The following is a 26686-nucleotide window of genomic DNA, read 5'->3' on the forward strand; positions in this document are numbered from 1 at the left end:
ATGGCCGACGCTCTCGAAGACCTCGAAATCCAACTGCTGCTGGAGGCGCTGTTCCAGCGCTATCATTTCGACTTCCGTCACTATGCCCGTGCGTCGATCAAGCGGAGGCTAGTGCAGGCCCGCGACCAGATGGGCTATCCGACGCTGACCGCGCTGCAGGACGCTGTACTGCACGACCCGACGATGCTGCCTCGGCTGCTGGGCTATCTGACGGTGCAGGTCAGCGAAATGTTCCGCGACCCGACCTATTTCAAAGCCTTGCGCGAGACGGTGCTTCCCCATTTGCGCACCTATCCGTCGCTCAAGGTTTGGATTGCGGGGTGCAGCACTGGCGAGGAAGTCTACTCCCTAGCCATCCTGTTCCGGGAGGAAGGGCTGTATGATCGCACCCTCTTCTATGCCACCGACATCAATCCCGATGCGCTCCGCGCAGCAGAAGCCGGGGTCTACGCCCTCGATCGGCTGCGCAAATTCACCGAGAACCACCAGAAGTCGGGCGGACGTTCGTCCCTGTCCGACTACTATACGGCCGACTACGGGCGGGCCGTCTTCGACCGTAGCCTCAGCGCCCGGGTCGTCTTCTCCGATCACAGCCTCGTCACGGACGCGGCGTTCGCCGAGATGCAACTGATCTCCTGCCGCAATGTCATGATCTATTTTGATCGCGCCCTGCAGGATCGCGCCATTGGCCTGTTCAAGGACTCCCTACCACGCGGAGGCTTCCTCGGCCTCGGCTCCAAGGAAAGTTTGAGGTTTTCGGCCCACGCCGGCGAATTTTCTGAGTTCGTCCCCCAGGAAAAGCTCTACCGAAGGCTAGGCGCATGAGTGTCCCATCACAACGCGCGGTGGTGATCGGCGCTTCCGCCGGCGCCGTGCAGGCGCTTTTAGCCATCCTTCCCATCCTCCCAGCGGACTATCCCTTGCCCATTCTGATCGCGGTCCATGTCCCCCCGGATCGAGGCAATGGTCTCGTGCCGCTGCTTCAAGCGAGCTGCGCCCTTGCGGTGCTTGAAGCCGAGGACAAGGAAAGGGTCCTTCCGGGAACCGTCTATTTTGCGCCCCCCGACTATCACCTTCTGGTCGAGCGAGATGGCGGGCTGGCCTTGTCCTCGGATGAGCCGGTCAACTATTCTCGCCCATCGATTGACGTTCTCTTCGAAAGCGCCGCCGACGCCTATGGAGCCGGCCTGATCGGCGTCGTGCTGACGGGCGCCAACAACGACGGGGCCGCCGGACTGAGAGCCGTTATGGAAAGGGGTGGCGAGGCCTTCGTCGAATGCCCGTCAGAGGCCTATGCGTCAGCGATGCCAGAAGCCGCTCTCGCGGCCTGCGCGGGCGCAACGGCCATGAGTCTGGCGGACATCGCAAACTATCTGGTGGAACTCGAATCCGCATGACGACCCTCGACGCCCCGATAAAGGTTCTTCTTGTCGATGATCTCGAGGAAAACCTCCTCGCGCTTGAGGCTTTGCTCCAGCGCGAAGGTCTCCACCTGCTCAAGGCGAAGTCCGGAGATCAGGCGCTTGAGCTGCTCCTTGCCGAAGACGTCGCTCTCGCCCTCCTAGACGTGCAGATGCCTGGCATGGACGGCTTCCAACTGGCCGAATTCATGCGCGGCAACGCCCGGGTCCGTCATGTCCCCATCATCTTCGTCACGGCGGGCAGCGCAGAACAGCAGCGCCGGTTTCGCGGCTATGAGGCCGGCGCTGTCGATTTTATACAGAAGCCGATCGAGCCTGATATCCTGCGAATGAAGACGGAGATCTTCATTGAACTCTATCAGCAGCGTGAGCGGATACGCCTGCAACGAGACGAATTGGACGTGCATGCGACGGCCTTGAGCGCCGCAGATCAACGCAAGAACGAGTTCCTGGCGGTCTTAGGTCATGAGCTACGCAATCCCATCATGGCCCTGAACGCAGGGCTGAAGTTGCTCGATCGCGCCGGCGAGCCAGATCAAGCCGCCGTCATCCGGGAGCGGATGGCGACCCAACTGTTCCACCTCTCGCGGCTTGTCGAGGATCTGCTTGACGTTTCGAGGATCGATCAGGGCAAGATCGCCCTGCGCCTCGAACGGGTGCAGTTAAAGACCGTGCTGGACTCCGCGATCGATACAAGCCGTCCCAGGATCGACGCGGGTGGGCATGCCTTCACGTTTGACCTACCGACGGAAACCGTATGGGTCACAGCCGACTTCACCCGCCTATCGCAGATCGTCAGCAATCTGCTGACCAACGCAGCCAAATACACCCCGTCGGGCGGGACGATCCAGCTCCGGGCGAACGCCGGGCCCGACTACGTCGAAGTCGCCGTCTCCGACACTGGCGTCGGCATTTCCAAGGATATGCAAGCTCGGGTCTTTGAGCTGTACACGCAGTTGAAGGGGCCCGACGATCGATCCAGCGAAGGCCTTGGCATCGGTCTGGCCCTGGTCCGCCAACTGGTCGATCTGCATAAGGGCGACATCCGCGTGGAAAGCGACGGTCCGGGCGCCGGCAGCTGTTTCACCATACGGTTGCCGCGTTCAGCATAGCATCGACCGTCGGAGTAGGCGCGGCTATTGCCAAACAATGCGGCAGTGGATGTCTGGGACTGGCGCACAGAAGTTCATTATCCGGAAGCAGGCGTCGCGACAGGGAGGCGACCTCAGAGGAGGGGGCATGCGACAGTCTGACCTGTTCCTACAACCGAAGCCCTCAGGGAACGCCGGCCGTCTAATCGGCCCCAAGGCGCCGCTTAAGCCCACGCTCATCTGGTCCATCCGACAACAGTTGAGTGTGGCTAGGAGATTTCGCGACCTCGCCATGTTCAACTGCGCGTTGGATTCGAAACTACGCGCCTGCGACCTGGTCCGACTTCGCGTGAGCGATGAGGCGAGAGGCGGTGTTCTCCGTCAGCGGTCGGTCGTCATCCAACAGAAGACCGGGAGACCTGTGCCCGTTGAGATCACCGAGCCTGCGCGTGATGCGATCGCTGCTCGCCTGAGTGTGCGGCGCCAGCCTGAAGACGACTGGCCGTTCCCAAGCCGGAGCCGGTGCGGCCAGCACATCGGCGCCAGGCCGTATGCTGGGCTGATAGACCGATGGCGCCGTTGATTGACCTAGAGCCCTAAGGGTACGGCGCTCACAGCCTTAGACGCACTAAGGTCTCGCTCATTCACAAGAATGACAGGCTATCTTCGCGCATGCCAGCTCCTGATCGGCCACAGGAGATTGGAGAGCATAGTCAGATATCTCGGTATCGAGGTGGATGACGCCTGGGAGATGTCAGAGCAAATCGACTTGTGACCCTAAGCCGGGCCCTGAAGCAGGCCCGGCGATGTCAGCTTTGGGTGGGAAGCGGATGTTAGTGGGCGGGCGCCGAGAGGCCGTACCCTCCTGCGGGCGCCGTCTCGGCCACCCTCGACATTCCCGCGATCATCGGTCGCCCTCTCGAGATCGCATCGCGGACCGCCGGAAGCGTGAGTGACGCGCCGTGCGCTTCCTTACTTTGCCATGCCTCTGTGATCCAAATCACCTCCGGCTCTAGCGGGTCCAAAGCAACGATGTAGCTCAAACAGCCCGGCAGTCCGCTTACACCCTCGATGAGGACTCTGACCAGCTCGTCGCGATGACCTGGCTGCGCTGTCATTTTGCCGATCAAGCCGTACATCGATGAACTTTCCATGTCCGCAGCAGACGCGCGAAGCGGTGAAGTGACGGCCAAGCCGACGCCAGCAACGACGATTCTGCGGCTGATTTCCATCGCAATACGTTAGCTGGCCGATAGATCGAGACAAGCGGATAGTTCCGCAACGGGTCGATTTCGGTCCTGGGCTTTGGCGCCGAACGCGGATGTTGGCCGTTAGGCCGGAAAGCAGTCGCCCTTGACGCCAAATCGGGGTGATTAGTGGACGTTCCTCATCGAAACAACGGGGCGTGGAACCATAGCCTCTAGAAACGACCGGTAACCGGACGGGCGTTGCCGCATTAAGGGAACGACGCCTTGTCGATCCTCCGGAGAGCCATGCCCGATCCCTATATCCTCATGCTGTTTGTGGTGGGGGCGCTGGTCGCGCTGGTGGCGTGGCTGCCGCTGGTGTTCCGGCGCGCGCCGCTTTCGCTGCCGATCGTCTGCGTCGGGCTTGGGGCCGCGCTGTTCAGCCTGCCGCAGGTGGGGTTCGATCCGCTGCCGCAGACCTATCCCGAGATCACCGAGCGGCTGACCGAGTTCGTGGTGATCATCGCCCTGATGGGGGCAGGGCTGAAGATCGACCGGATCTTCAATCCGAGGCGATGGGGCGTGACCTGGCGGTTGCTGGGCGTCACCATGATGCTGTCGATCGTGGCGATCGTGCTGCTGGGATGGACGGTCCTGGGGCTGGGCCTGGCGGGGGCGATCCTGCTGGCCGGCACGCTGTCGCCGACCGATCCTGTGCTGGCGTCGGACATCCAGGTGGCGGCGCCGGGCGAAGGGCGTGAAGACGAGGTGCGGTTCGGCCTGACGTCCGAGGCGGGGCTGAACGACGGGTTGGCGTTCCCGTTCGTGAACCTGGCCATCGCCCTGGCCCTGGTGGCGGCGGGCCAGAAGGACGACTGGTTCGTAGAGTGGCTGACCGTCAGCGTGCTGTGGGAAATCGGCGCCGGGCTGGGCATCGGCTGGGCGATCGGCTGGCTGTTCGGCTGGCTGACCTTCACCATTCCGGTCAGCACGCGACTGGCCGCGACGCGCGACGGGTTCATCGCCCTGGCGGCGACCTTCATCTCATACTCGGTGACGGAGATGCTGCACTGCTACGGCTTTCTGGCGGTGTTCATCACGGCGCTGGCGTTCCGGCACGCCGACCGGGACCACGATTTCCAAGTCGAGATGCACGACTTCATCGAGCAGATCGAGCGTATGGCGATGATGGTGGTGCTGGTGCTGTTCGGCGGGGCGCTGGCGTCGGGCCTGCTGGCGCCGCTGCGGCCGCTGGATGCGATGGTGGCGTTGGCGATCGTGCTGGTGGTGCGGCCTCTGACCGGGATGATCGGCTTCATCGGCTGGAGGCGGCCGATGCGCGAGAAGCTGATTCTGGCCTTCTTCGGGATCCGGGGCGTGGGGTCCTTCTACTATCTGGCCTATGGGCTGAACGCCGCGCCGTTCGAGAGCGACGACCGGCTGTGGGCCATCGTGGGGCTGATCTGCCTGATGTCGATCCTGCTGCACGGGATCACGGTCACGCCGGTGATGCGATGGTTTGACCGCAGCGAAGGCCGCGATCCGGATGCAGAGGCGGATGGGGTGCAGGCCGAAACGTCGGGGCGAGGAACGTCAGCCTGACTTTGTGACCAAGGCCGATTGGATCAGGCACCTCAAATGTCCGCTACGGGTGGTTAGCGGTCATCGACTGGCGGTAGCCTTCGCTTAGCTTCCGAGATGAGCCACTTCACGACTTCAAGGGGGATGCTTCCTTTATCAAACGTCGCCAAGGTCATCTGACCGTTTGCGTCAGCGTAGAAAACCTCTGCCAAGGGCGCGTGTTCGATCACCCCATCCGACAGTTCGAGGAACATGCCGTCACGCTGGACATCACTGCCCATGGTCAGTTGAACGATCCAGCAGGCGACTTTGACATGCGAATACCCCAGATCGCACTAGCCTAATCGGCTGGGCCGATGTCCGCCTCGGGTGGGAAGCGGACATCGTCCCAACTTTCAATCAATGAGCTCGGTAATGCATAGCGACCGCGCCGTTACTGAAAGGCTTGGTCGAGAGCAGTTCTAGTCTGCGTGTTGCGGACAAGCCGGCGTGATAAAGGGTCGGACCGTGCCCTGCGATCCTTGGATGAACGACGAGCTTGTATTCGTCGATCAGATTCAACCGATCTAGTTCCGTCGCCAGCTTGTCGCTGCCGAGGAGCACGCCAGCCGGCGTAGCGTCCTTCAGCGCTTGCACCGCCGCATGTAAGTCGCTGCCAAGATGGTGGCTGTTTGTCCACGGGAACGTCGTACGAGTCGTTGACGCCACATACTTTGGTTTGTCTTCCAGCTTGACCGCCCACTCGCGGATCGCCGCAGGTGCATCCACCTCGCCACTAGCGACGGTAGGCCAGTATCTCTCCATCATCTCGTAGGTCACACGACCCCAGAGCATCGCGCCGTTCTCGTCCATCAAGCGGGTAAAAAAGGCGTGCGTCTCGTCGTCGGCGATGCCTTCCTGATGGTCGACGCAGCCATCTAGAGTGAGGTTGATGCTGAAGGTCAGAAGTCCCATGAGGCTAGCCTATGCGATCTTGGCTCGAGCTCAACGTCCGCAACGGGTTGGTTTGCGAAGCAGCCATCGCCCCCGAAAGAGGACCTCTGATCCACGCACGGAATGTCGTCTTTCCGGCATGGTCCGCATGACCGCTCCTGGCGCAAAGCCGTCGCTCAGTGTGGATTGCGAAAAGTGCACTAATGGGGCGCGGGGAGGGGCCGCTCATACCTCATGACCGAAGTCCTCTGGCGGATGACGGCTCAGCGCGGCCGAGCAAGCGATCGCGTCAGGGCCGCGACTGCGCTCGCAAACACGGTACTCTGCTTAGCGACTCCAGAATTAAAATGTCGCACCTGATCCGGAGTGAGCGGTCCTACGGTTTCGGTACCCCGACCCTTGCCTAATCCAACGAGGATGTCGGAGGCCACCGGAAGCCAAAGCTCACACTCCGGATTACGGATATCGGTCTTTCCGGGATTTGTGAGTTTGATGACAGGGCGGCCCCCGATAATGAACCGCTTGCCGGGCTGACGAATCACCGCGATGGCGATTCCCCTACTATCTATTGCGTCCATGACCTCCCCGGAGACTCTGGCGAGCGACTCCACCCGAGCGCGTTTAATCGTCCGCTTGCGATTCTCGGGTGTATCGAGCGCCGCCAGTTCTTCACTTAGATGCGGCTGTGTCTCGCGCAGCTCGACCATCAGCGCGTCGAGCGAGCGCTCCACTTCGTCGTTAGTGGTCACGGTCAGGTGAAGGTCCGGAACGCGACGCCACTGGATCGCTAGAAATGCGGCCCAGGTGATTAGCTCGTCACGTTCTAACTCTGGCCTTTCGTTGTACCGAGCCGCATCGACGATCCGCGAGATCACACGGTCCGCAGCCTGCTCAAGGCGTCCGAGGTCCTCCTCCATACTCGACACCTTCGAGCCTTGCTCATCTTCGAAGCTGTAGAGATGCCCCTCAAGGAACAGGTTGGCCGGTCGCGATCGATAGACCGCCCCATCGGACCGCTTACGAGAATACGCGTGGAGCCAGCCGTCCTCGTCTACGAAACGCTTTTGGAGCATCTCCGGCACGAAGTGGTGCCGCTTGCGAGCCGGAGAACGGGAGTGCAGTTCACCCAAAGCCTACTTATCCCGATTTACGTTGTCCTTGGTCGACGAGTCTGGGTTGTCCCTCGCGTATTCGCGCCCATTCACCTTCACCACGTGGGCTCCCGGGTGTTCCCCGCGCTTGATCTCGGCCACCACGTTGCGCCGCGGGACATCTTTGCGTGAGCCAATGTCGTAGTGCTCATTGCGACCCCCTGGGCCGTCGTTCTTGCCTTTGATCCTGCTCATCTGCGTTCCCGTTCCGACGTTGAGATTAACGATGATGTGCGTGGTTTGTTCTCGGCGCAAGCTATCGCAGGGAGCACCTGCATGCTTAAGCAAGACGAGGCCCGTCGTGCACGCTGCTGCCTGTGGGCGAAGACCAAGCATCGTCGTTGGTGAGCTCTAGACGCGCGCATGGGGGCGACGACGGCGCTGCTGCGCGACCATTCCGCCTCTCCTGCCTCCCGATGCGGAAGGCCTCCTCTCAGTGCAGACGAAGACAAATGCACTGAGTGACGGGGCAGGGAAGGGGCGGATTTGCGCCAGGACGAGACATTGGATCCGCTACAGTTAGGCGACTTTCAATCCAATGTGGTCCGGTACCTGAGCATCGCCAGCGTCCCCACGACGCCGACGAAGATCACCAGGGCCGTCAGACTCCCCCAGGCGTTCTCGACCCCGACGCCCTTCAGCAGAGAGCCGCGCACGACCCTCAAGAAGTGCGTAACCGGCACCATGGTCCCGATCGCCTGGGCCCAGTCTGGCATGCCCCTGAAAGGGAACACGAATCCGGACAGCAGGATCGACGGAAGGACATAGAAGAAGCTCATCTGCATGGCCTGGAGCTGGGTCTTCGCGAGGGTGGAGATCAGGAACCCCAGCGCCAGCGATCCCACGATGAACAGCATCAGCCCGATCGCCAGCGCCAGCCAGCCGCCCTGCATCGGCACATGGAACAGCACCCGTGATAGGATCAGGATCACGGCGGCCTGGATCAGTCCCACCAGCACATAGGGCGCGAGCTTGCCGACCATGACCTCCAGCGGCCGGACCGGCGTGGCCAGCAGGCTCTCCATCGTGCCCCGCTCGCGTTCCCGGGCCATAGCGAGCGAGGTCATCATCACCAGGGTCATGGACAGGATCACGCCGAGCAGGCCCGGCACGACGTTGTAGGCGCTGATCTGTTCGGGATTGTAGCGGGCCTGGGTGACCACGGTGAATGGCTGGACAACGTTCGCCCGCTGCGCCAGCGGTCCGGTGAGATCACGCGCCAGCGCCCGTTCGGGCAGGCCCGCCAGCGCCGCCAGCGCCCCGCTGGTGGCCGAAGGGTCGGAGGCGTCCGCCTCGACCAGCACCACGGCCTGGTCGCCGCGCACCACGCGCCGTGTGAAATCGCCGGGGATGATGACCGAGAACTGGACCTCGCCCCGCTCCATGGCCCGGTCCAGCTCGGCCTGACTTCGCGCCATCAGGGTCACGTCGAAATAGGTCGAGTTCTCAAGAGCCCGCACCACCGAACGGGAGAAGGCGCCGTTGTCAAGCGCCAGCACAGCCGTCGGCAGGTGGCGTGGATCGTCATTCACCGCATAGCCGAACAACATCAGCTGCACGATCGGCAGCATCAGGATCATCGCATAGGTCAGCCGGTCGCGCGTCAGCTGCACGAACTCTTTGGCCATCACCGCCCAAGTGCGCGTCAGGTCAAGCATCAGGCGGCTCGTCCCTTCTCGGCGTCCAGGTCGGCGATCAGCTGGATGAAGACGTCCTCCAGACTTGGCCGGGTCTCGGTCCAGTCCAGCCCGGGACGCCGGTAGGGCTGGATCGCGGCCTCCAGGGCCGGGCGGTCACGCCCCGAGACGTGAAGCGTCGTGCCGAAGGCCGCCGCCATGTCCACGCCCGTCTGGCCGCGCAGCCGGACCGCCAGCTTGTCGGCCCCCAGCCCGTCCGCCTGTCCGACCGCATGGAAGGTGATCAGGCCCGACTGATCGATGACCTCCTCGGCCGTCCCGCGCGCCAGGGTCCGGCCGCCGGCGATGTAGGCGATCTCGTGACAGCGTTCGGCCTCGTCCATGTAGTGGGTGGAGACCAGCACCGTCATCCCGTCGGCTGCGAGCGCGTGGATTTCATCCCAGAAGGTCCGCCGCGCCTCGGGGTCCACCCCTGCCGTAGGCTCGTCCAGCAACAGCAGGTCGGGGCCATGCAAGGTCGAAGCCGCCAGCGCCAGCCGCTGTTTCCAGCCGCCCGACAGGGTCCCCGCCAGCTGCCTGCGCCGCGCCTCCAGCCCCAGCCGGGCGATCGCCGCGCTGACCTGCTCACCGCGACGATCCAGCGAGTGGACGCGCGCCGTGAACGTCAGGTTCTGCTCGATCGACAGGTCGTCATACAGCGAAAATTTCTGCGTCATGTAGCCGACGCGGGTCTTGATCTCTCGGGCCTGACGGATGACGTCCAGGCCCAGCACCGTCCCCTCGCCCGCGTCCGGCGTCAGCAGGCCGCACAGCATCCGCAGGGTCGTGGTCTTGCCCGCTCCGTTGGGACCAAGGAAGCCGCAAATTCGGCCGCGCTCGACCGTGATTCCGAAATCCTTGACGGCCTGCAGCGAGCCGAAGGCCTTGCTCAGACCGCGGACGTCGATGGCGGGGCCATCGGTCACGGAACGACCAGCGGCTCGACGTCGACCGGCAGGCCGGGGTTCAAGCTGCGGGGATCGGCCGGCCGCGCCTCGACACGATAGACCAGCCGGTCCCGGCTGCCCCGGCCATACAGGATCGGCGGGGTGAATTCCGGGCGCGGGCTCACCCAGCTGATCCGCGCGGTTCGCGTCGGGCCGCAGCCGTCGCAACCAAAACGGACCGTAACGCCGGGCCGATAGGCGGCCATCTCCGCCTCCGGCACGTAGAACCTCAGCTTGACCTCGTTGTCGGGCAACAGGGCCATGATCGGCTGGTTCGCCGCCGCGTATTCGCCGGGGCGATAGAAGATTTCCTCGACCCGGGCCGCGACCGGCGCCGTCGGCGACAGGGTCGACAGCCGCACGGTGGCCTCGCTCAGGGTCCCGCGCGCCTGGGCCGCCTGCTCGTCGGCGGCGCGGATCGCGTCCTCGCGCTGGCCCAGGGCGGCGACCTCGCGCTGGCGCCGGACAGCGGCGGCGTTGGCGCGGGCGGCGTCGCGCGCGGCCCGCACCTGATCCAGTCGGGCGGGGGCGTAGATGCCCTGGCGCACAAGCGGCTCGATGCGACCGTAATCGGCGTTGGCCTGGCGCACGGAGGCCTCGGCTGCGGCGAGCTGAGCGTCGATGACTGACAGCTCCTGGACCCGCTGGCCCTTTCGCGCATCCTGGGCCCGCGCCTCGGCGGCGCCCAGGGCGGCCTCGGCACCCTCGACCTGCGCGCCGCGCTCGCGCGGGTCAACAAGGAATGTGGGCGCGCCCGCCGCTACCCGCGCGCCTTCCTCGACATAGATGGCCGAGACCAGCCCGGCCGCCGGTGCCGCCAGATACAGTCGTTCACCTTCGACATAGCCGGTCAGGACGCGCGGGCCCTCGTCGCTGCGCGCTACCAGCCACCAGACCAGCGCAAGGACGCCGGCCGCCAGGGCGCCGCGCGCCGCGATCTTGATCCGAGGGTTCATGGCCGCATCCCCTTCAGGCAGGTATCGACATGTTGGGCGATCAGACGGTCGATCCGGACCGGCTCGGCCCCGATGGGTTCGAAGGTCTCGCGCCACAGGGCCCCCAAGAGCACTGGTCCCATCAAGCCCATGGCGAAATAGCGTGCGTCGCCGTCGCGCACCGCACCCTGGCGCTGCCCGGCCTCGATCAGTTGAGACGCCAGCTTTACGGCCGGCGCGACCATGTTCTCGTGCCAGATCACTGCCAGTTCAGGCAGGTTGCGACTCTCGGCGATAACCAGCTTGACCACGCCACTGATCCGCTGGTCCGCCAGCACCTTCTGGGCCAGCATGGCGAATATGGCGCGCACCGTCGGCTCGAACGGAGCCTCGATGTGTGACAGCGCCGCCGCCTGATGCAGGTTCGGCGCGATGGTGTCGGTTACCACAGCGCGGAACAGCTCCTCCTTGGTTTCGAAATAAAGATACAGCGCGCCTTTCGACACACCGGCGCGGCGCGCGACCTCCTCAAGGCGGGCCGCCTGAAAGCCACGCTCGGCGAAGACCTCGAGTGCTGCCGCGACGATCTCGGCCGGGCGGTTTGCGGGCCTGCGACGAAATTTAGGTTCACCGATCGGGAGCATAACCGCTCATTACTAACTGACTGGCCGGTTATCAATAGAGTTGCGAACTTCTCAGGTTGCGCTTCCGCTCGCCCAAACGCCTTATCAGCTCATCGAGCGGCCAATGGCCTAAGGTTCTGCAAAGCGCCAGGATCGGTCATTCACTGAGCGCCGGAAACACGACATTCAGCCATGCCGTCTGAGCCTAGGAACGTCCGCTTTTCGATCCGGCACCTTTGGCAGTTCCCGACCCGCTGCAGACCTGCGCGCTAGGCACAGTCTGTCAGCCGAAAGCCAATCGCCCTGCGAGAGCGCCCGTCACAATAAGCAGCGGCGGCGCCCACTTCCCTTTCGCCAGCCACACCGCTGCCAGTGCGACCGAGAAAATGAGGGCGGCGCCCCAGAGGGTCGGTGCACGCTCGGCCGTGGACCACATCAGTTGAAGACAGGTCGCGCCGATCACGCCAACGACGGCCGCTGCGACCCCGGCGAGCACGCGGTGCAGCGCCGGATTGTCTACCATGGCTTCCAACCGTTCGAACAGGATCAGGGAGAAAGCGAAAGCCGGCAGGAAGATGCCGGCTGTCACCGCCAGGGCGCCGGCCCAGCCGCCTGCGACATAGCCGGCGAAGGTTCCGAAAATCACCAGGGGCGCAGGCAAGACTCCCGCCAGGGCGACCCCGTCGAGAAAGGCTCCGTCGGACAGCCAGCCCCGCCCCACCGTGTCGGCCCGGACATAGGGAATGGCGGTGTAGGCCCCGCCGAAGGTCAGCAGCCCGCCCTTGAGCCCTGCGACAAACAGATCAAACGTTCCCGCGTGGGTGATGGGGCCGTTGACGGTGATAGCTGCATTGATCCCGCCCGAGTGCAGGGCGACAGATAGCGCCAGGGCGACCAGGCCGAGGCTCAATGCGATCCAGGGGCGCGCGCCTAAGCCGTAGATCAGCCCGCCGGCGACAAGCGGTATCCAAAACGGAGCGCCGATCAGGCTGGCGGCAAACGCCAGGCCAGCCAGCAGCCACAGCATTCGGTCTTCAAGGACGTGTTGTCCGATCCGCTGCACCGCCCTGATGATAAGCGCCACCACGACGATCTGAACCCCGAGCAGGGCGCCGGTCCAGACCGCGCGACCGGCGACCAGGACGTCATAGGTCCAGGCCGCCAGCATCATCAGGATGAAGCCCGGCAACATGAACCCGAGGCCCGCCAGAACGCCGCCTATGCGACCACGCGCCAACATCCCCATGTGTACGCAAAGCTCATGCGCCTCCGGCCCTGGAAGTGCCTGCATCACCGCCAGCAGGCGGTTGAACCGTGCGCTGGAGATCCAGCGTTCATGCTCCACGAGTTCGCGCCGGATCATGGCGATCTGCGCCACAGGCCCGCCGAACGCCAGGACGCCGAAGTGCAGAAATTTCAGGAATAGGTCGATGAGCGTGAGGCGAGGCACTCTCGCGTCTTCCTGGGTAACAGCCATCACCTTGCTCATATAGCCAAGCCCGCGCGGTACGAGAACGGACCGCTTGTATGGGTCAGGCAGGCTTTGGAAAAAAGACCCCGGTCGTCGGGGGCCGATGTCCGCTCACCACCCCTATCGGAAGTCCGCAACGTCCACTCCTAGCAAGGGTAACCGAATATCCGCTTTCGGGAGGTGAGCCAACTTCGAAAATCGACCCGTTGCGGACCTCCGACTCAGTCAGTTGGAACGGCCCTTGTCAGCAAGTCAGGCTGATGCCCCGCGCCCTGACGCCCGGGCCTCGGCCCCGTCCGTATCTGCGTCCGGGTTGCGGCCCTGGCTACGATCAAACCACCGCATCACCGGCGTGACCGTGATCCCGTGCAGCAGGATCGACATCAGGCAGATCAGCCCCACTATGGCCCAAAGCCGATCGCCGCCTTCGAACGGCGCGGCGTTCAAGCCGTAGGCCAGATAGTAGAGCGACCCCACGCCACGGATGCCGAAGAAGGCCAGGATCAGCTTCTCGCGCAGGGGCCGCTTCCAGCCGATGAAGCCGATCATCCCCGCCAGAGGCCTCACCACCACGACGATCACGGCGGCGACCGCGACGTCCAGCGGCCTCAGCGGCGCCAGCAGGCCGGAGACCAGGGCGCCGCCGAACAGGACCAGCACCACCATCATCGCCATCCGTTCGATCTGTTCGATGAAATCGTGCATCTGGGCGTGGAAGTCGTGGTCACGGTCGGCGTGCCGGAACGCTAGGGCCGTGATGAAGACCGCCAGAAATCCGTAGCAGTGCAGCATCTCCGTCACCGAATAGGAGATGAAGGTCGCCGCCAGCACGATGAACCCGTCACGCGTCGCCGCAAGTCGGATGCTGACTGGGATCGTGAAGGTCAGCCAGCCGAACAGCCAGCCGATCGCCCAACCGATGCCGAGACCGGCCCCGATCTCCCACAGGACATTGACGGTTAGCCACTCGACGAACCAGTCCGACTTTTCGCCCGACGCCACCAGTGCCAGGGCAATGGCCAGGTGGACGAACGGAAACGCCAGCCCGTCGTTGAGACCGGCCTCGGACGTCAGACCGAACCGGACCTCGTCCTCGCGGCCCTCGGTCGGCGCGCCCACCTGGATGTCGGAGGCCAGGACCGGATCGGTCGGCGCCAGGCTCCCGGCCAGCAGGATCGCCCCGGCCAGCCCCATCCCCAGCACCGTCCAGCCCAGCAGCACGATCGCCAGGATCGACAGCATCATTGTCATGCCCAGTAGACGCCAGGTCACGCCCCAGCGCCTGAGGTTGAAAACCCGGTCGATCTTCAGCCCCGCCCCCATCAGTGCGATGATGACCACGAACTCGGTCAGCCGTTCGGTGCTCTCGGGATAGGCCTGGGGCAGAGGGTCGAACCTCACCTGGGGCAGGCTGAACAGCGCGGCACCCAGGAGGACGCAGACGATCGGCAGCGAGAGAGGAGCGCGGCGGAACACCAGCGGCAACCACGCCACCATGGCGATCAGAACCGCCACCACGAAGAGCATCAGGATATAGGGATCTGGCATCATGTTCCGGGTCGGGTGATAGGGCGGCGCTCCCTTAATGCGGCAACGTTCGTCCGGTTACCGGTCGCGTATAAACGCGGTCCTTCCACGCTCCGTTTTCCATCAGGAACTTCCGCTAACCACCCCTAGCTGAACCGCGCGGAGTCCGCTTTCGGACTGTCACCGGAATGTCGGGTTTTCGGCGGGATGGTAACTTCGCAAGCCGACCCGTTGCGGACCTTTAGCGGTCGCTAGCAACATCAAGATTGACGCACCTTCGAGCGGCCTCGCCCGCTGGCGTCAGAGTGAAGTCGAACACAGGGCCATATCGGTAAAAATCAATCCGTCCCATCCGGGTAGATCGCGCCAAAAAGCCCAATCTTTCCGCCTCGACCAAAGCAAAGTCCCGGGTGCCGGGCGTATCTTTGGTCAGCAGTGCGGAGGTGCCGCCGCCAGCTTCCAAGACGGAGTTCACCTCTGTCGCTGCTTTCTTGCCGAGAAGGCTATGCCACCTTTGGATCAGGTTCATTCTCAAACTTTAACGTAGGATTGCGCTTCTGCAACCCGCCCCTAGCTGAACCTCGCGGAGTCCGCTTCCGGACCGTCACCGGAATGTCGGGTTTCCGGCAAGATGCCAGTTTCGCAAGCCGACCCTTAGCGGAAATTCAATCATGGGTTCTAACGTGCCAGATCGTTACGCTATGTCGGAGGAATCGAATGAGGTTGTTAATCGCACTGGCGGCCATCAGCGTCGCGGGCTGCGGTCAGGGGCAACTGACATGCTCTCCAGCACAGATTGTCCGGGCGACGGTGAATGACCAGGGCTTCGCCATTCCCGTCGATCTAAAGCCCTCATTCAGCGGACCGGTAGCGGAGCAATTGGCACTTCCAAGTTCTGTTCATCGGGACGACCAGGGTCGTTGGGCCTACTGTCAAAAAGCGAGTGACGAGCCAATCGTGGGTGACAGCTTTTCGTTCTACCCCGGCGCAGCGTTGCCGGATGCCTATTTCATCATCGTTGGTCGAAAGCGTCGATTTGAGCGGCGGAAACCCGACCAATATCCGCTTCACAATGAGAGCGGATTTGAAGTGACGATAACCAAAGGTCCGAAGTTAATCTTCAGTCCGGCGGGCGGTGTTCGACCTACAGCTATCGACGGGCATTGTATGCCCTGGTCTCCTGGATCGTCTGAGTATTGCAGAGTGGCGTTCACGACACTCAGCGGCGTGCCTGCGAGCGTCGATATCATCGGTGAGCAATCGCTAAGCGAGTGGCCCGCGATCCTCGCTCGGGTAGACGCCTACGTCCTACAACTGGAGACTTAGGGTCAGCTTCCCCCCCCTCTGAGACATAGGGGCAGTCCGCTTTCCGGCGGGCCGCCCCAAGCCTGCTCAGAGGTCGATCTGCTCTGAAATCTCCAGCGCGTCGTCCACTTCGATGCCGAGATACCTGACGGTGCTCTCGAGCTTTCCGTGCCCGAGAAGGAGCTGGCAGGCGCGTAGGTTTCCGGTCTTCTTATAGATCAAGGCCACCTTGGTCCGTCTAAGGCTGTGGGTGCCATAGGCGCTGGGGTTCAGGTCGATCATTCTCACCCAGGTATCGACCAGCCGAGCGTACTGCCTGGTGCCTATGTGCTCTCCATCTCGGCTGCGGCTGGGGAACAGCCAGTCGTCACGCCGTCGTCCTCGGCGCTCCAACCAGTGAGCCAGAGCTTCTCTAGCGGCCTCCGTGATCTCGAACGGCACGGGCCGACCGGTCTTCTGCTGGATGATCGTCGACCGCTGCCGAATGACGCCGCCTTGAGCAATATCGCCGAGGCGGAGTTTCACCAGATCACAGCCCCGCAGCTTGGCGTCCAATGCGATGTTGAACATCGCAAGATCCCGTATCGATCCAACGGACTTCAGGTGCTGACGGATCGCCCAGATGTGCTTTGGCTTGAGCGGGGCCTTCGCTCCGGTCATTCGACCAGCGTTCCAGGGTTTGCGGGGTAAACGAAATAGATCGGGCTGGCTCATGGCCACCTCCCAAGATCAACGCCCCCTCCGCACGATACGCTCCAAACAGCGCAGATGCGCCAGGATCAGACATTGATGGCACGCCGGAAACACGACATTCAACCAGGCCGTCAGAACCTTCGAGCGTCCGTTTTTTGTCTGGCGCTTTCGGCACTCGATCCCATCAGGACTTTAAAGCGGTCGCGCACATGGGCTGGATATACGATCCTCTTGTAGGCCATGTCGCACCGCATTCAGCCCGGCTTGGGCCTCAGCCGGAAGCCATCCCCAAACCTTGGCAGGAAAAGGCTTCGTTGAGGTGTCCGCAGCGGTCGGATACTGCTGACATCCATCTGCTTTTTCGAATGAGCCCTGTCCATGATCCAGAAGGAAGGCGTTGATCCCGATCGCGGATTCATGGTGCTGCAGCAGATGCCCGGCTTTGTGGCGGTCCTTGCTGGACCGAAGCATATCTTCGAGTACGTGAACGACGCCTACATCGTCCTTTCGGGCGATCGCAACTTCATCGGCCGCACCGTCCGCGACGCCTTCCCGGAGGTCGAGGGACAGGGATTCTTCGAACTGCTCGATGGCGTCTATTCGACGGGAGAGCCGTTCAAGGCGCAGGCCCAGCCGATCCTGCTGCAAACCCGCGAGGGCGGCCAGCGCTACGTCGACTTCCTCTACCACCCGATCCGCGACGAGGCTGGCGCGGTCAGCGGCATCTTCGTCGGCGGGTACGACGTGACGGATTCAGTGCGAGACCAAGCGCGCCTGGCGGCGCTTGAGGAGCTCGGTCGCGTGCTTCGCCTGGGCGACGACGTCGAAGCATTGCCCTATGCGGCGGCCGAGGTGCTGGGGCGCGCGCTGGGGGTCAGTCGGGTCGGTTATGGCACCATCGATGACGTGGCCGAAACGCTGCACGTCGACCGCGACTGGACCGCGCCCGGTGTTCAGACTCTGGCGGGCACGGTCAAACTACGGGAATACGGCTCGTTCATCGACAGCCTGAGACGCGGCGAGTTCATATCCATCATTGACGTCCGGCTTGACCCTCGGACAAGCGATGCGTCGGACGCGTTGGAAGGCCGCAGCGCGCGCTCGTTCGTCAATGTGCCGGTCATCGAGAGGGGTCGGCTGGTGGCCGTCCTCTTCGTCAACCATGAAGCAGTGCGGCAGTGGCGGCCCGACGAACTGGCCCTGATCCAAGAATTCGCGGATCGCACGCGCGCTGCGGCGGAGCGGGGCCGCGGCGAGGCGGCGCTGCGGGAGAGTGAAAACAAGTATCGCACTCTGTTTGAGGCCGTGGACGCCGGCTTCTGCGTCATTGAGTTGAAATACGACGACGCCGGCCAAGCGGTCGACTACCGCATGCTGGAGACCAATCCGGCCTTCGAGCGCCAGACCGGCCTGGTCGACGCGACCGGCAAATGGGTCAGCGAGATCGCGCCGGGCTTGGAGCGACACTGGTTCGACGTCTACGGCGGGGTCGGCCTGACCGGGGAGCCGGTGCGGTTCGAGAACGAGGCTGTGCCGCTCAGCCGGTGGTACGACGTCCACGCGTTCCGCATCGGTTCCGCCGAGGACCGGCGCGTCGCGGTCCTGTTCAACGACATCACCGAAAGGCGCGCGGCCGAGGAAAGACTGCAAGGCCTCAATGCGAACCTGCGGGAAATGGTCGCTGAACAGGTCGCAGAACGAGAGCAGCTGTGGTCGCTATCGCAGGACATGCTCGTCAGGGCGGACTACCGGGGGATGATGTCGGCGGTGTCGCCGGCTTGGGCGCGGGTGCTTGGCTGGAGCGAGCACGAACTGCAGTCGCGCCCCTACGCCACCTTCGTGCATCGCGACGACCGAGCCCCAACCCTGGAGGTCATCGACAGGATGTACGAGAGCCGCGAGCCTACGCGGTTCCAGAACCGCATGAAAACCACCGACGGCGAGTACAAGTGGGTCGACTGGATCGTCACGCCTGAAACCGATGCCGATGTTTTCGTCGCCGTCGGACGCGACCTGAGCCAGGCCAAGGCTCGCGAAGCCGAGCTGGAAGCCGCACAGGCCGCACTGCGGCAGTCGCAAAAGATGGAAGCCATGGGTCAGCTGACCGGCGGCGTAGCCCACGACTTCAACAACCTGCTGACGCCGATTATCGGCTCGCTCGACATGCTGCAGCGGCGGCAGATCGGCGGTGATCGCGAGCAGCGGCTTATAGACGGGGCCCTACAGTCGGCGGAGCGCGCGAAGACGTTGGTCCAGCGTCTCCTCGCCTTTGCGCGCAGGCAGCCGCTCCAGGCCTCGGCCGTCGATCTCGACACTCTGATCCGCGGCATGGCCGACCTGATCCGCAGCACTTCCGGACCACAGGTGGCGGTCGAGGTCCATGTGTCGCCGGACCTTCTGGCGGCAAGGGCCGACGCCAACCAACTCGAGATGGCCGTGCTGAACCTGGCCGTGAACGCGCGCGACGCCATGCCGGGCGGCGGGACGATCACTATCTCGGCCGACCGAGCCGAAGCTGCCGGTCCGGCGCCTGCTGATCTGCCCGCCGGCGATTTTGTTCGGCTGAGCGTCACAGACACAGGCGTCGGCATGGACGAAGCGACGCTGAAGCGGGCCACGGAGCCCTTCTTCTCGACCAAGGGCGTGGGCAAGGGCACTGGCTTGGGGCTGTCCATGGTCCATGGCCTGGCCTCCCAGCTGGGTGGATCAATGGTGATTTCCAGCCGGTCCGGCATGGGCACGCGCATCGATCTTTGGCTGCCAGTCAGCGCTGAGCGAGCCGAGATTCCGTCCGATGATGTGGGCGCAGTCGAGGCAGCGGGGCGGACGGGCGTGGCCCTCTTGGTTGATGACGAGCCCACCGTGCGCGGCAGCACTGCCGACATGCTGATGGACCTCGGCTTCGAGGTCGTAGAGGCCGAGTCGGCCGTGCAGGCGTTAGCCCTCGCGCAGGACGGCCAACATTTCGACCTGCTGCTCACCGACCATTTGATGCCGGGGATGACCGGCACCGAACTGGCCCGCGAGGTTCAGGCAAGATGGCCAGGGCGGCCCGTTCTTGTGATCTCAGGGTTCGCGGAGGGTGAAGGTGTCGACGAAGACCTGCCCCGCTTGACCAAACCATTCCGGCAGGCCGAGCTTGCCCAGATGATGGCTGAAATCACCACGCCCTGAGAGCTCTCACCGACGCCGCCGCGCATCCTTGATCGCCTTCACCTTCGGCGTCCATGGAACGAAGGAGCGGCGGTGCTCTCCTGGATTTCCGCTCTTCGCCCTTGGCACGAGCTCGGAGCGTCCCGCTTCAAGGGCGGACGTGTGCGTCTGGTTCGAACCGGTTGGCGATGACCGCTCCCACCCGTTGCTGACGCTGAACCATCAAGGCCGCTTGCGCCTTTTTCTCCGGTACAAGGGAGAAGGCCATGTTCATCATCCTCGGGGCTACGGGTCATGTTGGTTCGGCTTTGGCGCAGTCGCTTCTCGACAGAAGTCTGCCGGTCACGGCCGTTTTGCACGACGACCGGAGGACGGCAGATTGGGAGCGTCGAGGCGCCCAAGTTGCTGTGGTCGACGCCAGAGACAGCGACGCGCTTCGGGAGGTCCTGCGAACCGGAACACGGGCGTTCCTCCTTAACCCGCCGGCGGATGTCGCCTCGGACACCGACCAGGAGGAGCTGGCGACAGCCACCAGCATCATCTCCGCGCTCGATGGATCCGGCCTGGAGAAGGTCGTGGTGGAATCGACGTTCGGAGCACAGCCCGGCGAGGCGATGGGCGATCTCAGCGTGCTACACGCATTCGAACAGGCCGCACTCGCTCAACGCATCCCGGTCACGATCCAGCGCGGCGCCTATTACTTTTCAAACTGGGACGCCCAACTCGAAGAGGCCAGGCAGGGCGCCCTGACGACGATGTTTCCCCCTGACCTGAAAATACCCATGGTCGCGCCTGCAGACCTGGGCCGGGCGGCTGCCGACCGGCTGGTCGAGCCCTTCAACGGAGATACCGACCTCCATCTCGTCGAAGGCCCAGACCGCTATTCGGTCCGTGACGTTGCAGATGCCTTCACAAGTGCACTCGGGCGAAGCGTCGAAGTCCGAACTCTGCCGCCCGGCAAATGGGTTGAGGCCTATCGGAAGCTAGGCTTCTCCCAGCCTGCTGCGAAATCGTATGCGGCGATGACCAAGGCCACATTGGATGGAGAGTTCCCGGCGCTCGAAGAGACAGAGCGTGGCGCGACCAGCCTCCAAACCTACATCGAGGGATTGATGATCCGTTCGCCGGCATAATCTCCAATGTTCGCATCTGGCGAAGTTTGCGGGGACAGCATCAGGACGCGATCCCCGAACCGGATTGCAATGCCCCTGATGGGTTGGGAACGGCTGTCGGGGCGAAGTCTGACAAGCGCCAAGAGCGGACACCAACTGCCCGCCAACAAGACGACATTCCAATCGAGGCTCCGGGCTATCGAATGCCTGTGACCTCTCCGAGTGCCAAACACGGGAATCCGCTCTATTGCGGACAACAACATTCTCCGCCGCGATGCACTACCCGACCGTCACCTGATGCTCGGGGGTGAGGCAGCGGCCCAAATTGCTCGCTTCACCCCGCACAGCAGGAGAGCTTTGCTACATCCATGTCGAAGGTCTGTGCGGCGAGTTTCAGACCTTCGACCGTGGTCAGATAGGGGAAGATCGTCGCCCCCAGCTCGGCGGCCGTCATGCCGTGTTTGATCGCCAGCACCATCGTCTGAATTGCGTCCGCGCCTTCGGGGGCCATGATCTGCCCGCCGAGAAGGCGGTCCGTCGTCTTGTCGGCGATCAGTTTGATGAGCCCGCGTGTGTCGCGCGCTGCCAGTGCCCGGGGCACCTGATTGAGTGCGAGCAAGGACACCTTGATATCCAGTCCGCGCGCCCTCGCCGCCGTTTCAGTAAGGCCGACACTCGCGACCTGCGGGTCGGTGAATACCACCGCCGGCATGGTGCTGTTGTCGTAGCGATGGTCATTGCCGCCGACGGCGTTGCGCGCGGCCAGCTTCGCGGCATAGGCCGCCATATAGACGAACTGGTCACGCCCGGTGACGTCCCCGGCTGCGTAGACGCCTGGGGCCGTGGTCTCGAGATGGGCATCGACGACGATCCCGCCATGGCGGGACAATGCGACGCCCCGTGACTCCAGTCCCATGCCGTCACTGTTCGGCTGGCGGCCCGTCGCGATCAGCACCTGCTCTGCGGCGATGACCTCGACCGCCGCATCCCGGTTGCGCGCCGCGCCCTTGCCGGGCGGACGGTCGCAGGTGAGTTCGATCCCGTGCTTCGCGTGCACAATCCGCTGGTAGCCGACCCCGGTGCACACCCTGATACCCTCCGCCTCCAGATAGGTCTTAAGGGCGACGCTGAACTCCGGGTCCATGTCGGGCAACAGCCGGCTGCGGCAACAGATCGTGACGGCCACGCCAAGCCGGGCGAACATCTGTCCCAGTTCAACACCGACTACCCCACCGCCGATCACCAGCAGCGACCGGGGCAAACGTTCAAGCGCCAGCGCCGAAGTGCTAGTGAGCCACGGGACGCTATCCAGCCCCGGAATTTCGGGAACGGCGGCGCGCGCGCCCATCGCCAGAATAATCTTGCCGACCGGCATCGGTGCATCATCGACGAGCAACCTGCCGTCGACAAAGCGCGCCCGGCCTTCGACATAGGTCACGCCCGGATAGGCCGGCAGCAGGTCGACATATTTCTTCTGCCGCAGACCCGCGACCAGCTCATCCTTCGAGGCCGCGAGCGCAGCCCAGTCTTCCAGCTTGAGGCTGCCCCCCAGGCCGGGAAACCGACGGGAAGCCTGGCCGGCATGAACCGCTTCAGCGGCCCGGATCAATGTCTTGGACGGGACGCAGCCGACATTGACGCAGGTGCCGCCGATCGTCCCATGGCCGACCAGCGCCACCCGGGCACCCAGATCGGCTGCGGTGATCGCGGCGGAGAATCCCGCCGACCCCGCGCCGATGACGGCGACGTCGAAACTCGCATGGCCGGATTTTTTCGCGGTACCCGAACAGCAGTCGAGGTCCTTTGCGGGCTTGTTCATCGTGCAGTCCGTTCTGTTGGGTGGGCCAGTAGTGTCATGGGTTCAGCCGACGCGCGCGTGAGTGGCCTCAGACCATCGATCCGATGTCCGAGGCGAAGCTGGGGTAGGCAAAAATCATGGCCTTGATCTGGTTGGCGGTGAGCCCCGCGCCCATGGCCATGGCGAACAGATTGATCTGTTCCTCGGCCCCCGGCCCGATCAGATGCGCGCCGAGGATCAAGCCGGTTTTCTGTTCCACCAGCACCTTGAATCCGCTCGTGGTCGCCCCGACCCGCATCGACGAATACCAGCCGGAGGTCTTCTCGAAATGCGTATCGAACTCCAGACCCTTTTCCGTCGCCGCCGTCTCGGACAGCCCCACGGTCGCGACCGGCGGCAGGGTGAAGACCACGCTGGGTATCGGCGGATAGGACACGAGCCGTGCGTCCTTCCCGGCCAGAAGGTTCTTGCCCGCGATCCGCCCTTCATAGGCCGAGACCGGGGTCAGGTTCAGCCCGCTGTCGGCACAATCCCCGGCGGCGAAAATGGCGGGATTGGTGGTACGCATGGCGGCGTCGACCTTGATTCCGCGCTTCCCGGCGTCCACCCCTGCAGCCGGCAGGTTCAGATGGTCGATATTGGGCACGCGACCGGTCGCATGGACCACCAGATCGCAGGTCAGCACCTGGATGCCGGACGGCGTTTCATAGGACACGGCGAATTCGTCGCCCTGCTTCTCGACCTTGAGGACTTTCGCCTCGGTCTGCACGTCGATGCCCAGTTCGGTCGAGGCCTCCACCAGCATCGCCACCAGATCGGCGTCGAAGGGCCCGAGCGGCCGCCCGGCCATTTCCAGAACCGTGACGGCGCTGGCTCCGGCGCGTTGGGCGATATGGGCGAACTCCATGGCGATGAACCCCCCGCCGACAAAGACGATCCTGTCGGGGCGCTCGGACAACTCCAGAAATTCCGTGCTGGTCGTCAGCAGGTCCTCGCCGGGAATGTTCAGCGTCATCGGCCGTGCGCCGGTGGCGATGTGGAAATGCTTCGCGCGCAGGGTCTCGCCGTTTAGCGTGATCGTATCGCGCCCGATGAAGCGTGCTTCGCCATGCAGCGGGGTGATTCCGGCCTTGCGGAAGCCCGCTTCGATGCGCGACGGCATGGCGTCGGTGAAGGTGCGCTTGAACGCCATCATCTCGGGCCAGTTGACCGAGGGCCGCGCCTCCAGGCCCTTGCCGGCCATGGTGTGGGCCCAGTCCACGCCTTCGGTGACGGCAATCAGCATTTTCTTGGGATCACAGCCCCGCAGCGCACAGGTGCCGCCGTAGGGCAGGCTGTCGATGCTGGCGACTTTCCACCCCGCCGCCGCCGTCATCCGGGCGACGCCGTTGCCGCCGGTCCCGGCCCCGATCACGATCAGGTCGTAGTCATATGTGTCGGTCATGTCAGTCTTCTCCATTTCGGGGGCCTGCAGCCTCTGACGATCGGCGCTGTCCGGTGGGCCGTCGATCAGGTGGTCTTCATCCGCCGCCGACGCCGCCAGACGGCATAGACCGTCAACGCGGCGAACACGGCCAGCGCGGGCAGCAGCACAACATCGAGCCAGCCCGTCAGCGCAGAAAGCCCGACGACGCCCAGCAGCACCACCAGCACCGGAGCAAAGCAGCACAGCGCCACAATGACGTTGCCGATCACCCCCATCCGCAGCAGCAGGCTGTCGGTCCCGTCCGTCTTGTCAGCCTTGTCAGCCATAACGCCGTTTGATCCTGAAGACGCGCAGCCTTCCCCGGCTGCAGCCCGAGGCCGGGATGCACGCGATGCATTGCGTTGGTGGCCTGGTCCCACCCCCATGCGGGGGGGCGGGAGCTCTGGCGCCGATGAAGGCCGTCTTGTTGCCTGCGGGGCCTAGTTTTGTACGACGCGGGCGGGATAGCCGGCATTGGTCGAGGCGGCCGCGATCTGCGCGGCCGTGGCGCGCGCCGGGTCGTAGGTGGCGCGGGCCGTCTTTGCGGCGAAGTCCACTTCGACCGAGTTGACGCCCGGCACGCTCTCCATCGCCCTGCGCACCGTGATCGGGCAGGTGGCGCAGGTCATGTGCTCAATGGCGAAAGTCGTCTGCTGCTGGGCAGCGGCGGTCGCCGCCGGACGGTTCTGTGCCGGTCCATCAAACGCGACGGCGGCACCGACGCCAGCCACGGCCACAACGGCCAGGCCGATCAGAAATGTCTTTTTCATGGGTCTTTCCTCTCAGTAAAAATAGGGAGCCCACCAGTTGAGGGTGAGCGCGATGATGACGACGGCCAACCCGAACCAAAGGGCCAGTTTCGTGGTCCGCGCCGATTGCGGGCGAGCGCAGTAGGTCCCGTCCTCGCAGGGCGGCTTCGGCTTGAAATAGACGTGCCAGAACCCGTAGCCGAGCAGGGCCAGGGTGACGGCGGCGACATAGGGTTTGTACGGCTCAAGCGCCGTCAGGTTGGCGATCCACGCCCCTGAAATGCCAAGCATGACCAGCACCAGCGGAACGATGCAGCAGGCCGACGCCAGCACCGCGCCGATCAGCGCGCCGCCCGCGATCCATCGGCCCTGCTTCGCGCCCTCGTCCGGCGTTGATGCCGGTGGCTCCGGCTCCGGTGCTGAAAACATCGATAAGTTCTCTCGATTTCTTTCTGACTGATTTCAGCGTAATCCCTGTAGTTGCTACAGACACAAGGGCTTTTTTCATGGTGCTTCAGACGGGCTTGTTGCGGGCCCAATTGGCGAAGCTGACCGGGTGCAACCTCGAAACCATCCGCTATTACGAGAAGGTCGGACTGCTGCCCCCGCCGCCTCGTTCGGCCAACGGTTACCGGGTCTATTCGCCAGACCTGACGCAGCGGTTACGGTTCATCCTGCGTGCGCGGGATATCGGCTTCTCGATGGAGGAGACCCGCTCGCTGCTGGCGCTGACAGACACCGGGACCCAGACCTGTGCCGAGGTCAAACACAAGACCGAAGTGCAGCTGGAGGATGTGCGCGCCAAGATTGCCGATCTGCGGCGGATGGAACGGATCCTCGCCAACGCCGCCGCGAAATGCTCGGGCGGGGAAGTACCGGAATGCCCGGTTCTGGAGGCGCTTACGTCAGACTGAGGGCGCAGAGCGGACCCTGGTAAGGTCTGAAATGAGTCAAAGCCGGTCACCGCTTCGTAGGAGTTTCGACGGAAACTTGCTCAGTGCAGATCACGACAAACACCCTGAAGCCTTTTTCGCGACTACCTATGCTCCTCCTCGCGCTGGCGTCATTCGCAGTGTCAGCATGCGACCAGATTGGGGGCGCGGCGCAGAAGACCACAGACGTCATCGGCATCGGAGCGCGTTCCGAGCCCGCAGTTACCTTTCGCGCGCGCGTTGTCGGCGTAACCGACGGCGACACGCTGACTGTGCTTGATGAAGGCAATCAGCAGCACACAATCAGACTTGCCGAAATCGACGCGCCCGAACGTGGACAGCCATGGGGCACGCGCGCGAAGCAGACGCTATCATCGCTCGTGTTCGGCAAAACAGTTTCGCTGCAGCAGATCGACACTGACCGCTATGATCGTATCGTGGCACGCGTGTTTGCCGACGGGGAAGACGTCAATCGCGCGATGGTCGGGCAGGGCGCCGCGTGGGCTTACAGACGATACCTGCGTGACCAGACACTGATCGATGTCGAAGCGAGAGCTCGCCGGGATCGGCTGGGGCTGTGGTCGCTCAGCGATACTGAGACGGTTGAGCCATGGGAATGGCGGAAGGGCAAACGCGAGGATGACGGCAATATTCCAACCGACGGCTCCCGTGAGGTTCGCTCACTGCTTGCCCCACGCCAAAGCATCGTCACTGAGCGGGCGAATGAAAGCTTCAGCTGCTCTGGCAAACGCTATTGTCGCCAAATGAGCTCATGTGCGGAAGCCCACTTCAATCTAACGCAGTGCGGGGTGGCATCGCTGGACGGAAACAGTGGCGGCGAACCATGCGAAATGCTGTGTGGGACCGCCCATTAGACCGCGCGAAGAGCACAACCGCTCTGACCGCTTCTGACGTATCGTCGCGCTAGCCCTCGAT

At 63.7% G+C, this 26686-nt stretch carries 25 protein-coding genes; 9 read left to right on the forward strand and 16 right to left on the reverse strand.

Annotated elements, in window-relative coordinates:
* From ACYX4P_RS10135 to ACYX4P_RS10145, 3 genes are read left to right on the forward strand one after another with little or no spacing between them, the layout of a single operon-like run.
* On the forward strand, positions 1-825 hold the full coding sequence (locus ACYX4P_RS10135; RefSeq protein WP_152950508.1) for a CheR family methyltransferase: 825 nt from the start codon (positions 1-3) through the stop codon (positions 823-825).
* The gene (locus tag ACYX4P_RS10140) at positions 822-1397 is read left to right on the forward strand and encodes a chemotaxis protein CheB (protein WP_152950507.1); all 576 of its coding nucleotides are present in this window, start codon (positions 822-824) and stop codon (positions 1395-1397) included. The genes ACYX4P_RS10135 and ACYX4P_RS10140 overlap by 4 nt, the downstream gene beginning before the upstream one ends.
* The gene (locus ACYX4P_RS10145) at positions 1394-2533 is read left to right on the forward strand and encodes a hybrid sensor histidine kinase/response regulator (protein ID WP_152950506.1); all 1140 of its coding nucleotides are present in this window, start codon (positions 1394-1396) and stop codon (positions 2531-2533) included. The genes ACYX4P_RS10140 and ACYX4P_RS10145 overlap by 4 nt, the downstream gene beginning before the upstream one ends.
* Before the next feature lie 812 nt (positions 2534-3345).
* Here the strand turns inward: ACYX4P_RS10145 and ACYX4P_RS10150 are convergent.
* Positions 3346-3744 (reverse strand): putative quinol monooxygenase, encoded by a 399-nt coding sequence (locus ACYX4P_RS10150; protein ID WP_165116481.1) that lies wholly within the window; start codon positions 3742-3744, stop codon positions 3346-3348.
* A gap of 261 nt (positions 3745-4005) precedes the next feature.
* On the opposite strand from ACYX4P_RS10150, the gene ACYX4P_RS10155 reads away from it, so the two are divergent.
* The gene (locus ACYX4P_RS10155; protein WP_152950505.1) at positions 4006-5301 is read left to right on the forward strand and encodes a cation:proton antiporter; all 1296 of its coding nucleotides are present in this window, start codon (positions 4006-4008) and stop codon (positions 5299-5301) included.
* Between the two features lie 378 nt (positions 5302-5679).
* Here ACYX4P_RS10155 and ACYX4P_RS10160 read toward each other — a convergent pair whose 3' ends face one another.
* From ACYX4P_RS10160 to ACYX4P_RS10200, 9 genes are all read right to left on the reverse strand, one after another.
* On the reverse strand, positions 5680-6234 hold the full coding sequence (locus ACYX4P_RS10160; protein WP_165116485.1) for a dihydrofolate reductase family protein: 555 nt from the start codon (positions 6232-6234) through the stop codon (positions 5680-5682).
* A gap of 242 nt (positions 6235-6476) precedes the next feature.
* Positions 6477-7343 carry a DUF4238 domain-containing protein gene (locus ACYX4P_RS10165; protein WP_313015548.1) on the reverse strand — a complete coding sequence of 289 codons (867 nt, stop codon included), beginning with the start codon at positions 7341-7343 and terminating at the stop codon, positions 6477-6479.
* Between the two features lie 551 nt (positions 7344-7894).
* Complete coding sequence (locus ACYX4P_RS10170; protein WP_128115720.1) at positions 7895-9022, reverse strand: ABC transporter permease; 1128 nt, start codon at positions 9020-9022, stop codon at positions 7895-7897.
* A complete protein-coding gene (locus ACYX4P_RS10175) occupies positions 9022-9966 on the reverse strand; it encodes an ABC transporter ATP-binding protein (protein ID WP_128115721.1) in 945 nt (314 codons plus the stop codon). The genes ACYX4P_RS10170 and ACYX4P_RS10175 overlap by 1 nt, the downstream gene beginning before the upstream one ends.
* On the reverse strand, positions 9963-10943 hold the full coding sequence (locus ACYX4P_RS10180) for an HlyD family secretion protein (RefSeq protein ID WP_128115722.1): 981 nt from the start codon (positions 10941-10943) through the stop codon (positions 9963-9965). The genes ACYX4P_RS10175 and ACYX4P_RS10180 overlap by 4 nt, the downstream gene beginning before the upstream one ends.
* A complete protein-coding gene (locus ACYX4P_RS10185) occupies positions 10940-11566 on the reverse strand; it encodes a TetR/AcrR family transcriptional regulator (RefSeq protein ID WP_128115723.1) in 627 nt (208 codons plus the stop codon). The genes ACYX4P_RS10180 and ACYX4P_RS10185 overlap by 4 nt, the downstream gene beginning before the upstream one ends.
* A 262-nt stretch (positions 11567-11828) precedes the next feature.
* Positions 11829-12995 carry a chromate efflux transporter gene (chrA, locus tag ACYX4P_RS10190; RefSeq protein ID WP_476069424.1) on the reverse strand — a complete coding sequence of 389 codons (1167 nt, stop codon included), beginning with the start codon at positions 12993-12995 and terminating at the stop codon, positions 11829-11831.
* Positions 12996-13268: 273 nt separating this feature from the next.
* Positions 13269-14567, reverse strand: coding sequence for a cation:proton antiporter (locus ACYX4P_RS10195; RefSeq protein WP_313015556.1), 1299 nt, complete (start codon positions 14565-14567; stop codon positions 13269-13271).
* Between the two features lie 217 nt (positions 14568-14784).
* On the reverse strand, positions 14785-15072 hold the full coding sequence (locus ACYX4P_RS10200) for a hypothetical protein (RefSeq protein WP_313015558.1): 288 nt from the start codon (positions 15070-15072) through the stop codon (positions 14785-14787).
* 188 nt (positions 15073-15260) lie between these two features.
* On the opposite strand from ACYX4P_RS10200, the gene ACYX4P_RS10205 reads away from it, so the two are divergent.
* Positions 15261-15869 carry a hypothetical protein gene (locus ACYX4P_RS10205; RefSeq protein WP_313015475.1) on the forward strand — a complete coding sequence of 203 codons (609 nt, stop codon included), beginning with the start codon at positions 15261-15263 and terminating at the stop codon, positions 15867-15869.
* A gap of 66 nt (positions 15870-15935) precedes the next feature.
* Here ACYX4P_RS10205 and ACYX4P_RS10210 read toward each other — a convergent pair whose 3' ends face one another.
* Positions 15936-16562: a tyrosine-type recombinase/integrase gene (locus tag ACYX4P_RS10210; protein WP_313015478.1), complete on the reverse strand. Its 627-nt coding sequence runs from the start codon at positions 16560-16562 to the stop codon at positions 15936-15938.
* Between the two features lie 357 nt (positions 16563-16919).
* On the opposite strand from ACYX4P_RS10210, the gene ACYX4P_RS10215 reads away from it, so the two are divergent.
* A complete protein-coding gene (locus tag ACYX4P_RS10215; RefSeq protein WP_313015564.1) occupies positions 16920-19715 on the forward strand; it encodes a PAS domain S-box protein in 2796 nt (931 codons plus the stop codon).
* Between the two features lie 245 nt (positions 19716-19960).
* Complete coding sequence (locus tag ACYX4P_RS10220; protein WP_313015565.1) at positions 19961-20827, forward strand: NmrA family NAD(P)-binding protein; 867 nt, start codon at positions 19961-19963, stop codon at positions 20825-20827.
* Positions 20828-21140: 313 nt separating this feature from the next.
* On the opposite strand, the gene merA is transcribed toward ACYX4P_RS10220, so the two are convergent.
* The 5 genes from merA to ACYX4P_RS10245 form a co-directional block, all read right to left on the reverse strand.
* Positions 21141-22625, reverse strand: coding sequence for a mercury(II) reductase (merA, locus tag ACYX4P_RS10225; RefSeq protein WP_476069429.1), 1485 nt, complete (start codon positions 22623-22625; stop codon positions 21141-21143).
* A 67-nt stretch (positions 22626-22692) separates the two neighbouring features.
* Positions 22693-24048 carry a dihydrolipoyl dehydrogenase family protein gene (locus tag ACYX4P_RS10230; protein WP_021696245.1) on the reverse strand — a complete coding sequence of 452 codons (1356 nt, stop codon included), beginning with the start codon at positions 24046-24048 and terminating at the stop codon, positions 22693-22695.
* A 65-nt stretch (positions 24049-24113) separates the two neighbouring features.
* Positions 24114-24356 (reverse strand): mercury resistance system transport protein MerF, encoded by a 243-nt coding sequence (merF, locus tag ACYX4P_RS10235; RefSeq protein ID WP_476069267.1) that lies wholly within the window; start codon positions 24354-24356, stop codon positions 24114-24116.
* Between the two features lie 153 nt (positions 24357-24509).
* A complete protein-coding gene (locus ACYX4P_RS10240) occupies positions 24510-24839 on the reverse strand; it encodes a cation transporter (RefSeq protein WP_021696243.1) in 330 nt (109 codons plus the stop codon).
* Between the two features lie 12 nt (positions 24840-24851).
* On the reverse strand, positions 24852-25247 hold the full coding sequence (locus ACYX4P_RS10245; protein ID WP_021696242.1) for a mercuric transporter MerT family protein: 396 nt from the start codon (positions 25245-25247) through the stop codon (positions 24852-24854).
* Between the two features lie 77 nt (positions 25248-25324).
* On the opposite strand from ACYX4P_RS10245, the gene ACYX4P_RS10250 reads away from it, so the two are divergent.
* Both ACYX4P_RS10250 and ACYX4P_RS10255 read left to right on the forward strand, forming a co-directional pair.
* Complete coding sequence (locus tag ACYX4P_RS10250; RefSeq protein ID WP_045318677.1) at positions 25325-25732, forward strand: MerR family transcriptional regulator; 408 nt, start codon at positions 25325-25327, stop codon at positions 25730-25732.
* An 83-nt stretch (positions 25733-25815) separates the two neighbouring features.
* Positions 25816-26625, forward strand: a complete 810-nt coding sequence (locus ACYX4P_RS10255) for a thermonuclease family protein (protein WP_313015489.1) — start codon at positions 25816-25818, stop codon at positions 26623-26625.
* The last annotated feature ends 61 nt before the right edge of the window (positions 26626-26686 follow it).

Source organism: Brevundimonas sp. ABV4_179, assembly GCF_056311945.1.

What these genes read in the sequence shown, in the direction of transcription:
- ACYX4P_RS10210 (WP_313015478.1), bottom strand. Translation starts at nt 16,562, where the DNA reads ATGAGCCAGCCCGATCTATTTCGTTTACCCCGCAAACCCTGGAACGCT.
- ACYX4P_RS10150 (WP_165116481.1), bottom strand. Translation starts at nt 3,744, where the DNA reads ATGGAAATCAGCCGCAGAATCGTCGTTGCTGGCGTCGGCTTGGCCGTC.
- ACYX4P_RS10240 (WP_021696243.1), bottom strand. Translation starts at nt 24,839, where the DNA reads ATGAAAAAGACATTTCTGATCGGCCTGGCCGTTGTGGCCGTGGCTGGC.
- ACYX4P_RS10195 (WP_313015556.1), bottom strand. Translation starts at nt 14,567, where the DNA reads ATGATGCCAGATCCCTATATCCTGATGCTCTTCGTGGTGGCGGTTCTG.
- ACYX4P_RS10145 (WP_152950506.1), top strand. Translation starts at nt 1,394, where the DNA reads ATGACGACCCTCGACGCCCCGATAAAGGTTCTTCTTGTCGATGATCTC.
- ACYX4P_RS10245 (WP_021696242.1), bottom strand. Translation starts at nt 25,247, where the DNA reads ATGTTTTCAGCACCGGAGCCGGAGCCACCGGCATCAACGCCGGACGAG.
- ACYX4P_RS10140 (WP_152950507.1), top strand. Translation starts at nt 822, where the DNA reads ATGAGTGTCCCATCACAACGCGCGGTGGTGATCGGCGCTTCCGCCGGC.
- ACYX4P_RS10215 (WP_313015564.1), top strand. Translation starts at nt 16,920, where the DNA reads ATGATCCAGAAGGAAGGCGTTGATCCCGATCGCGGATTCATGGTGCTG.
- ACYX4P_RS10170 (WP_128115720.1), bottom strand. Translation starts at nt 9,022, where the DNA reads ATGCTTGACCTGACGCGCACTTGGGCGGTGATGGCCAAAGAGTTCGTG.
- ACYX4P_RS10155 (WP_152950505.1), top strand. Translation starts at nt 4,006, where the DNA reads ATGCCCGATCCCTATATCCTCATGCTGTTTGTGGTGGGGGCGCTGGTC.
- ACYX4P_RS10135 (WP_152950508.1), top strand. Translation starts at nt 1, where the DNA reads ATGGCCGACGCTCTCGAAGACCTCGAAATCCAACTGCTGCTGGAGGCG.
- ACYX4P_RS10230 (WP_021696245.1), bottom strand. Translation starts at nt 24,048, where the DNA reads ATGACCGACACATATGACTACGACCTGATCGTGATCGGGGCCGGGACC.
- merF (WP_476069267.1), bottom strand. Translation starts at nt 24,356, where the DNA reads ATGGCTGACAAGGCTGACAAGACGGACGGGACCGACAGCCTGCTGCTG.
- ACYX4P_RS10200 (WP_313015558.1), bottom strand. Translation starts at nt 15,072, where the DNA reads ATGAACCTGATCCAAAGGTGGCATAGCCTTCTCGGCAAGAAAGCAGCG.
- ACYX4P_RS10250 (WP_045318677.1), top strand. Translation starts at nt 25,325, where the DNA reads ATGGTGCTTCAGACGGGCTTGTTGCGGGCCCAATTGGCGAAGCTGACC.
- ACYX4P_RS10220 (WP_313015565.1), top strand. Translation starts at nt 19,961, where the DNA reads ATGTTCATCATCCTCGGGGCTACGGGTCATGTTGGTTCGGCTTTGGCG.
- ACYX4P_RS10185 (WP_128115723.1), bottom strand. Translation starts at nt 11,566, where the DNA reads ATGCTCCCGATCGGTGAACCTAAATTTCGTCGCAGGCCCGCAAACCGC.
- merA (WP_476069429.1), bottom strand. Translation starts at nt 22,625, where the DNA reads ATGAACAAGCCCGCAAAGGACCTCGACTGCTGTTCGGGTACCGCGAAA.
- ACYX4P_RS10160 (WP_165116485.1), bottom strand. Translation starts at nt 6,234, where the DNA reads ATGGGACTTCTGACCTTCAGCATCAACCTCACTCTAGATGGCTGCGTC.
- ACYX4P_RS10205 (WP_313015475.1), top strand. Translation starts at nt 15,261, where the DNA reads ATGAGGTTGTTAATCGCACTGGCGGCCATCAGCGTCGCGGGCTGCGGT.
- ACYX4P_RS10180 (WP_128115722.1), bottom strand. Translation starts at nt 10,943, where the DNA reads ATGAACCCTCGGATCAAGATCGCGGCGCGCGGCGCCCTGGCGGCCGGC.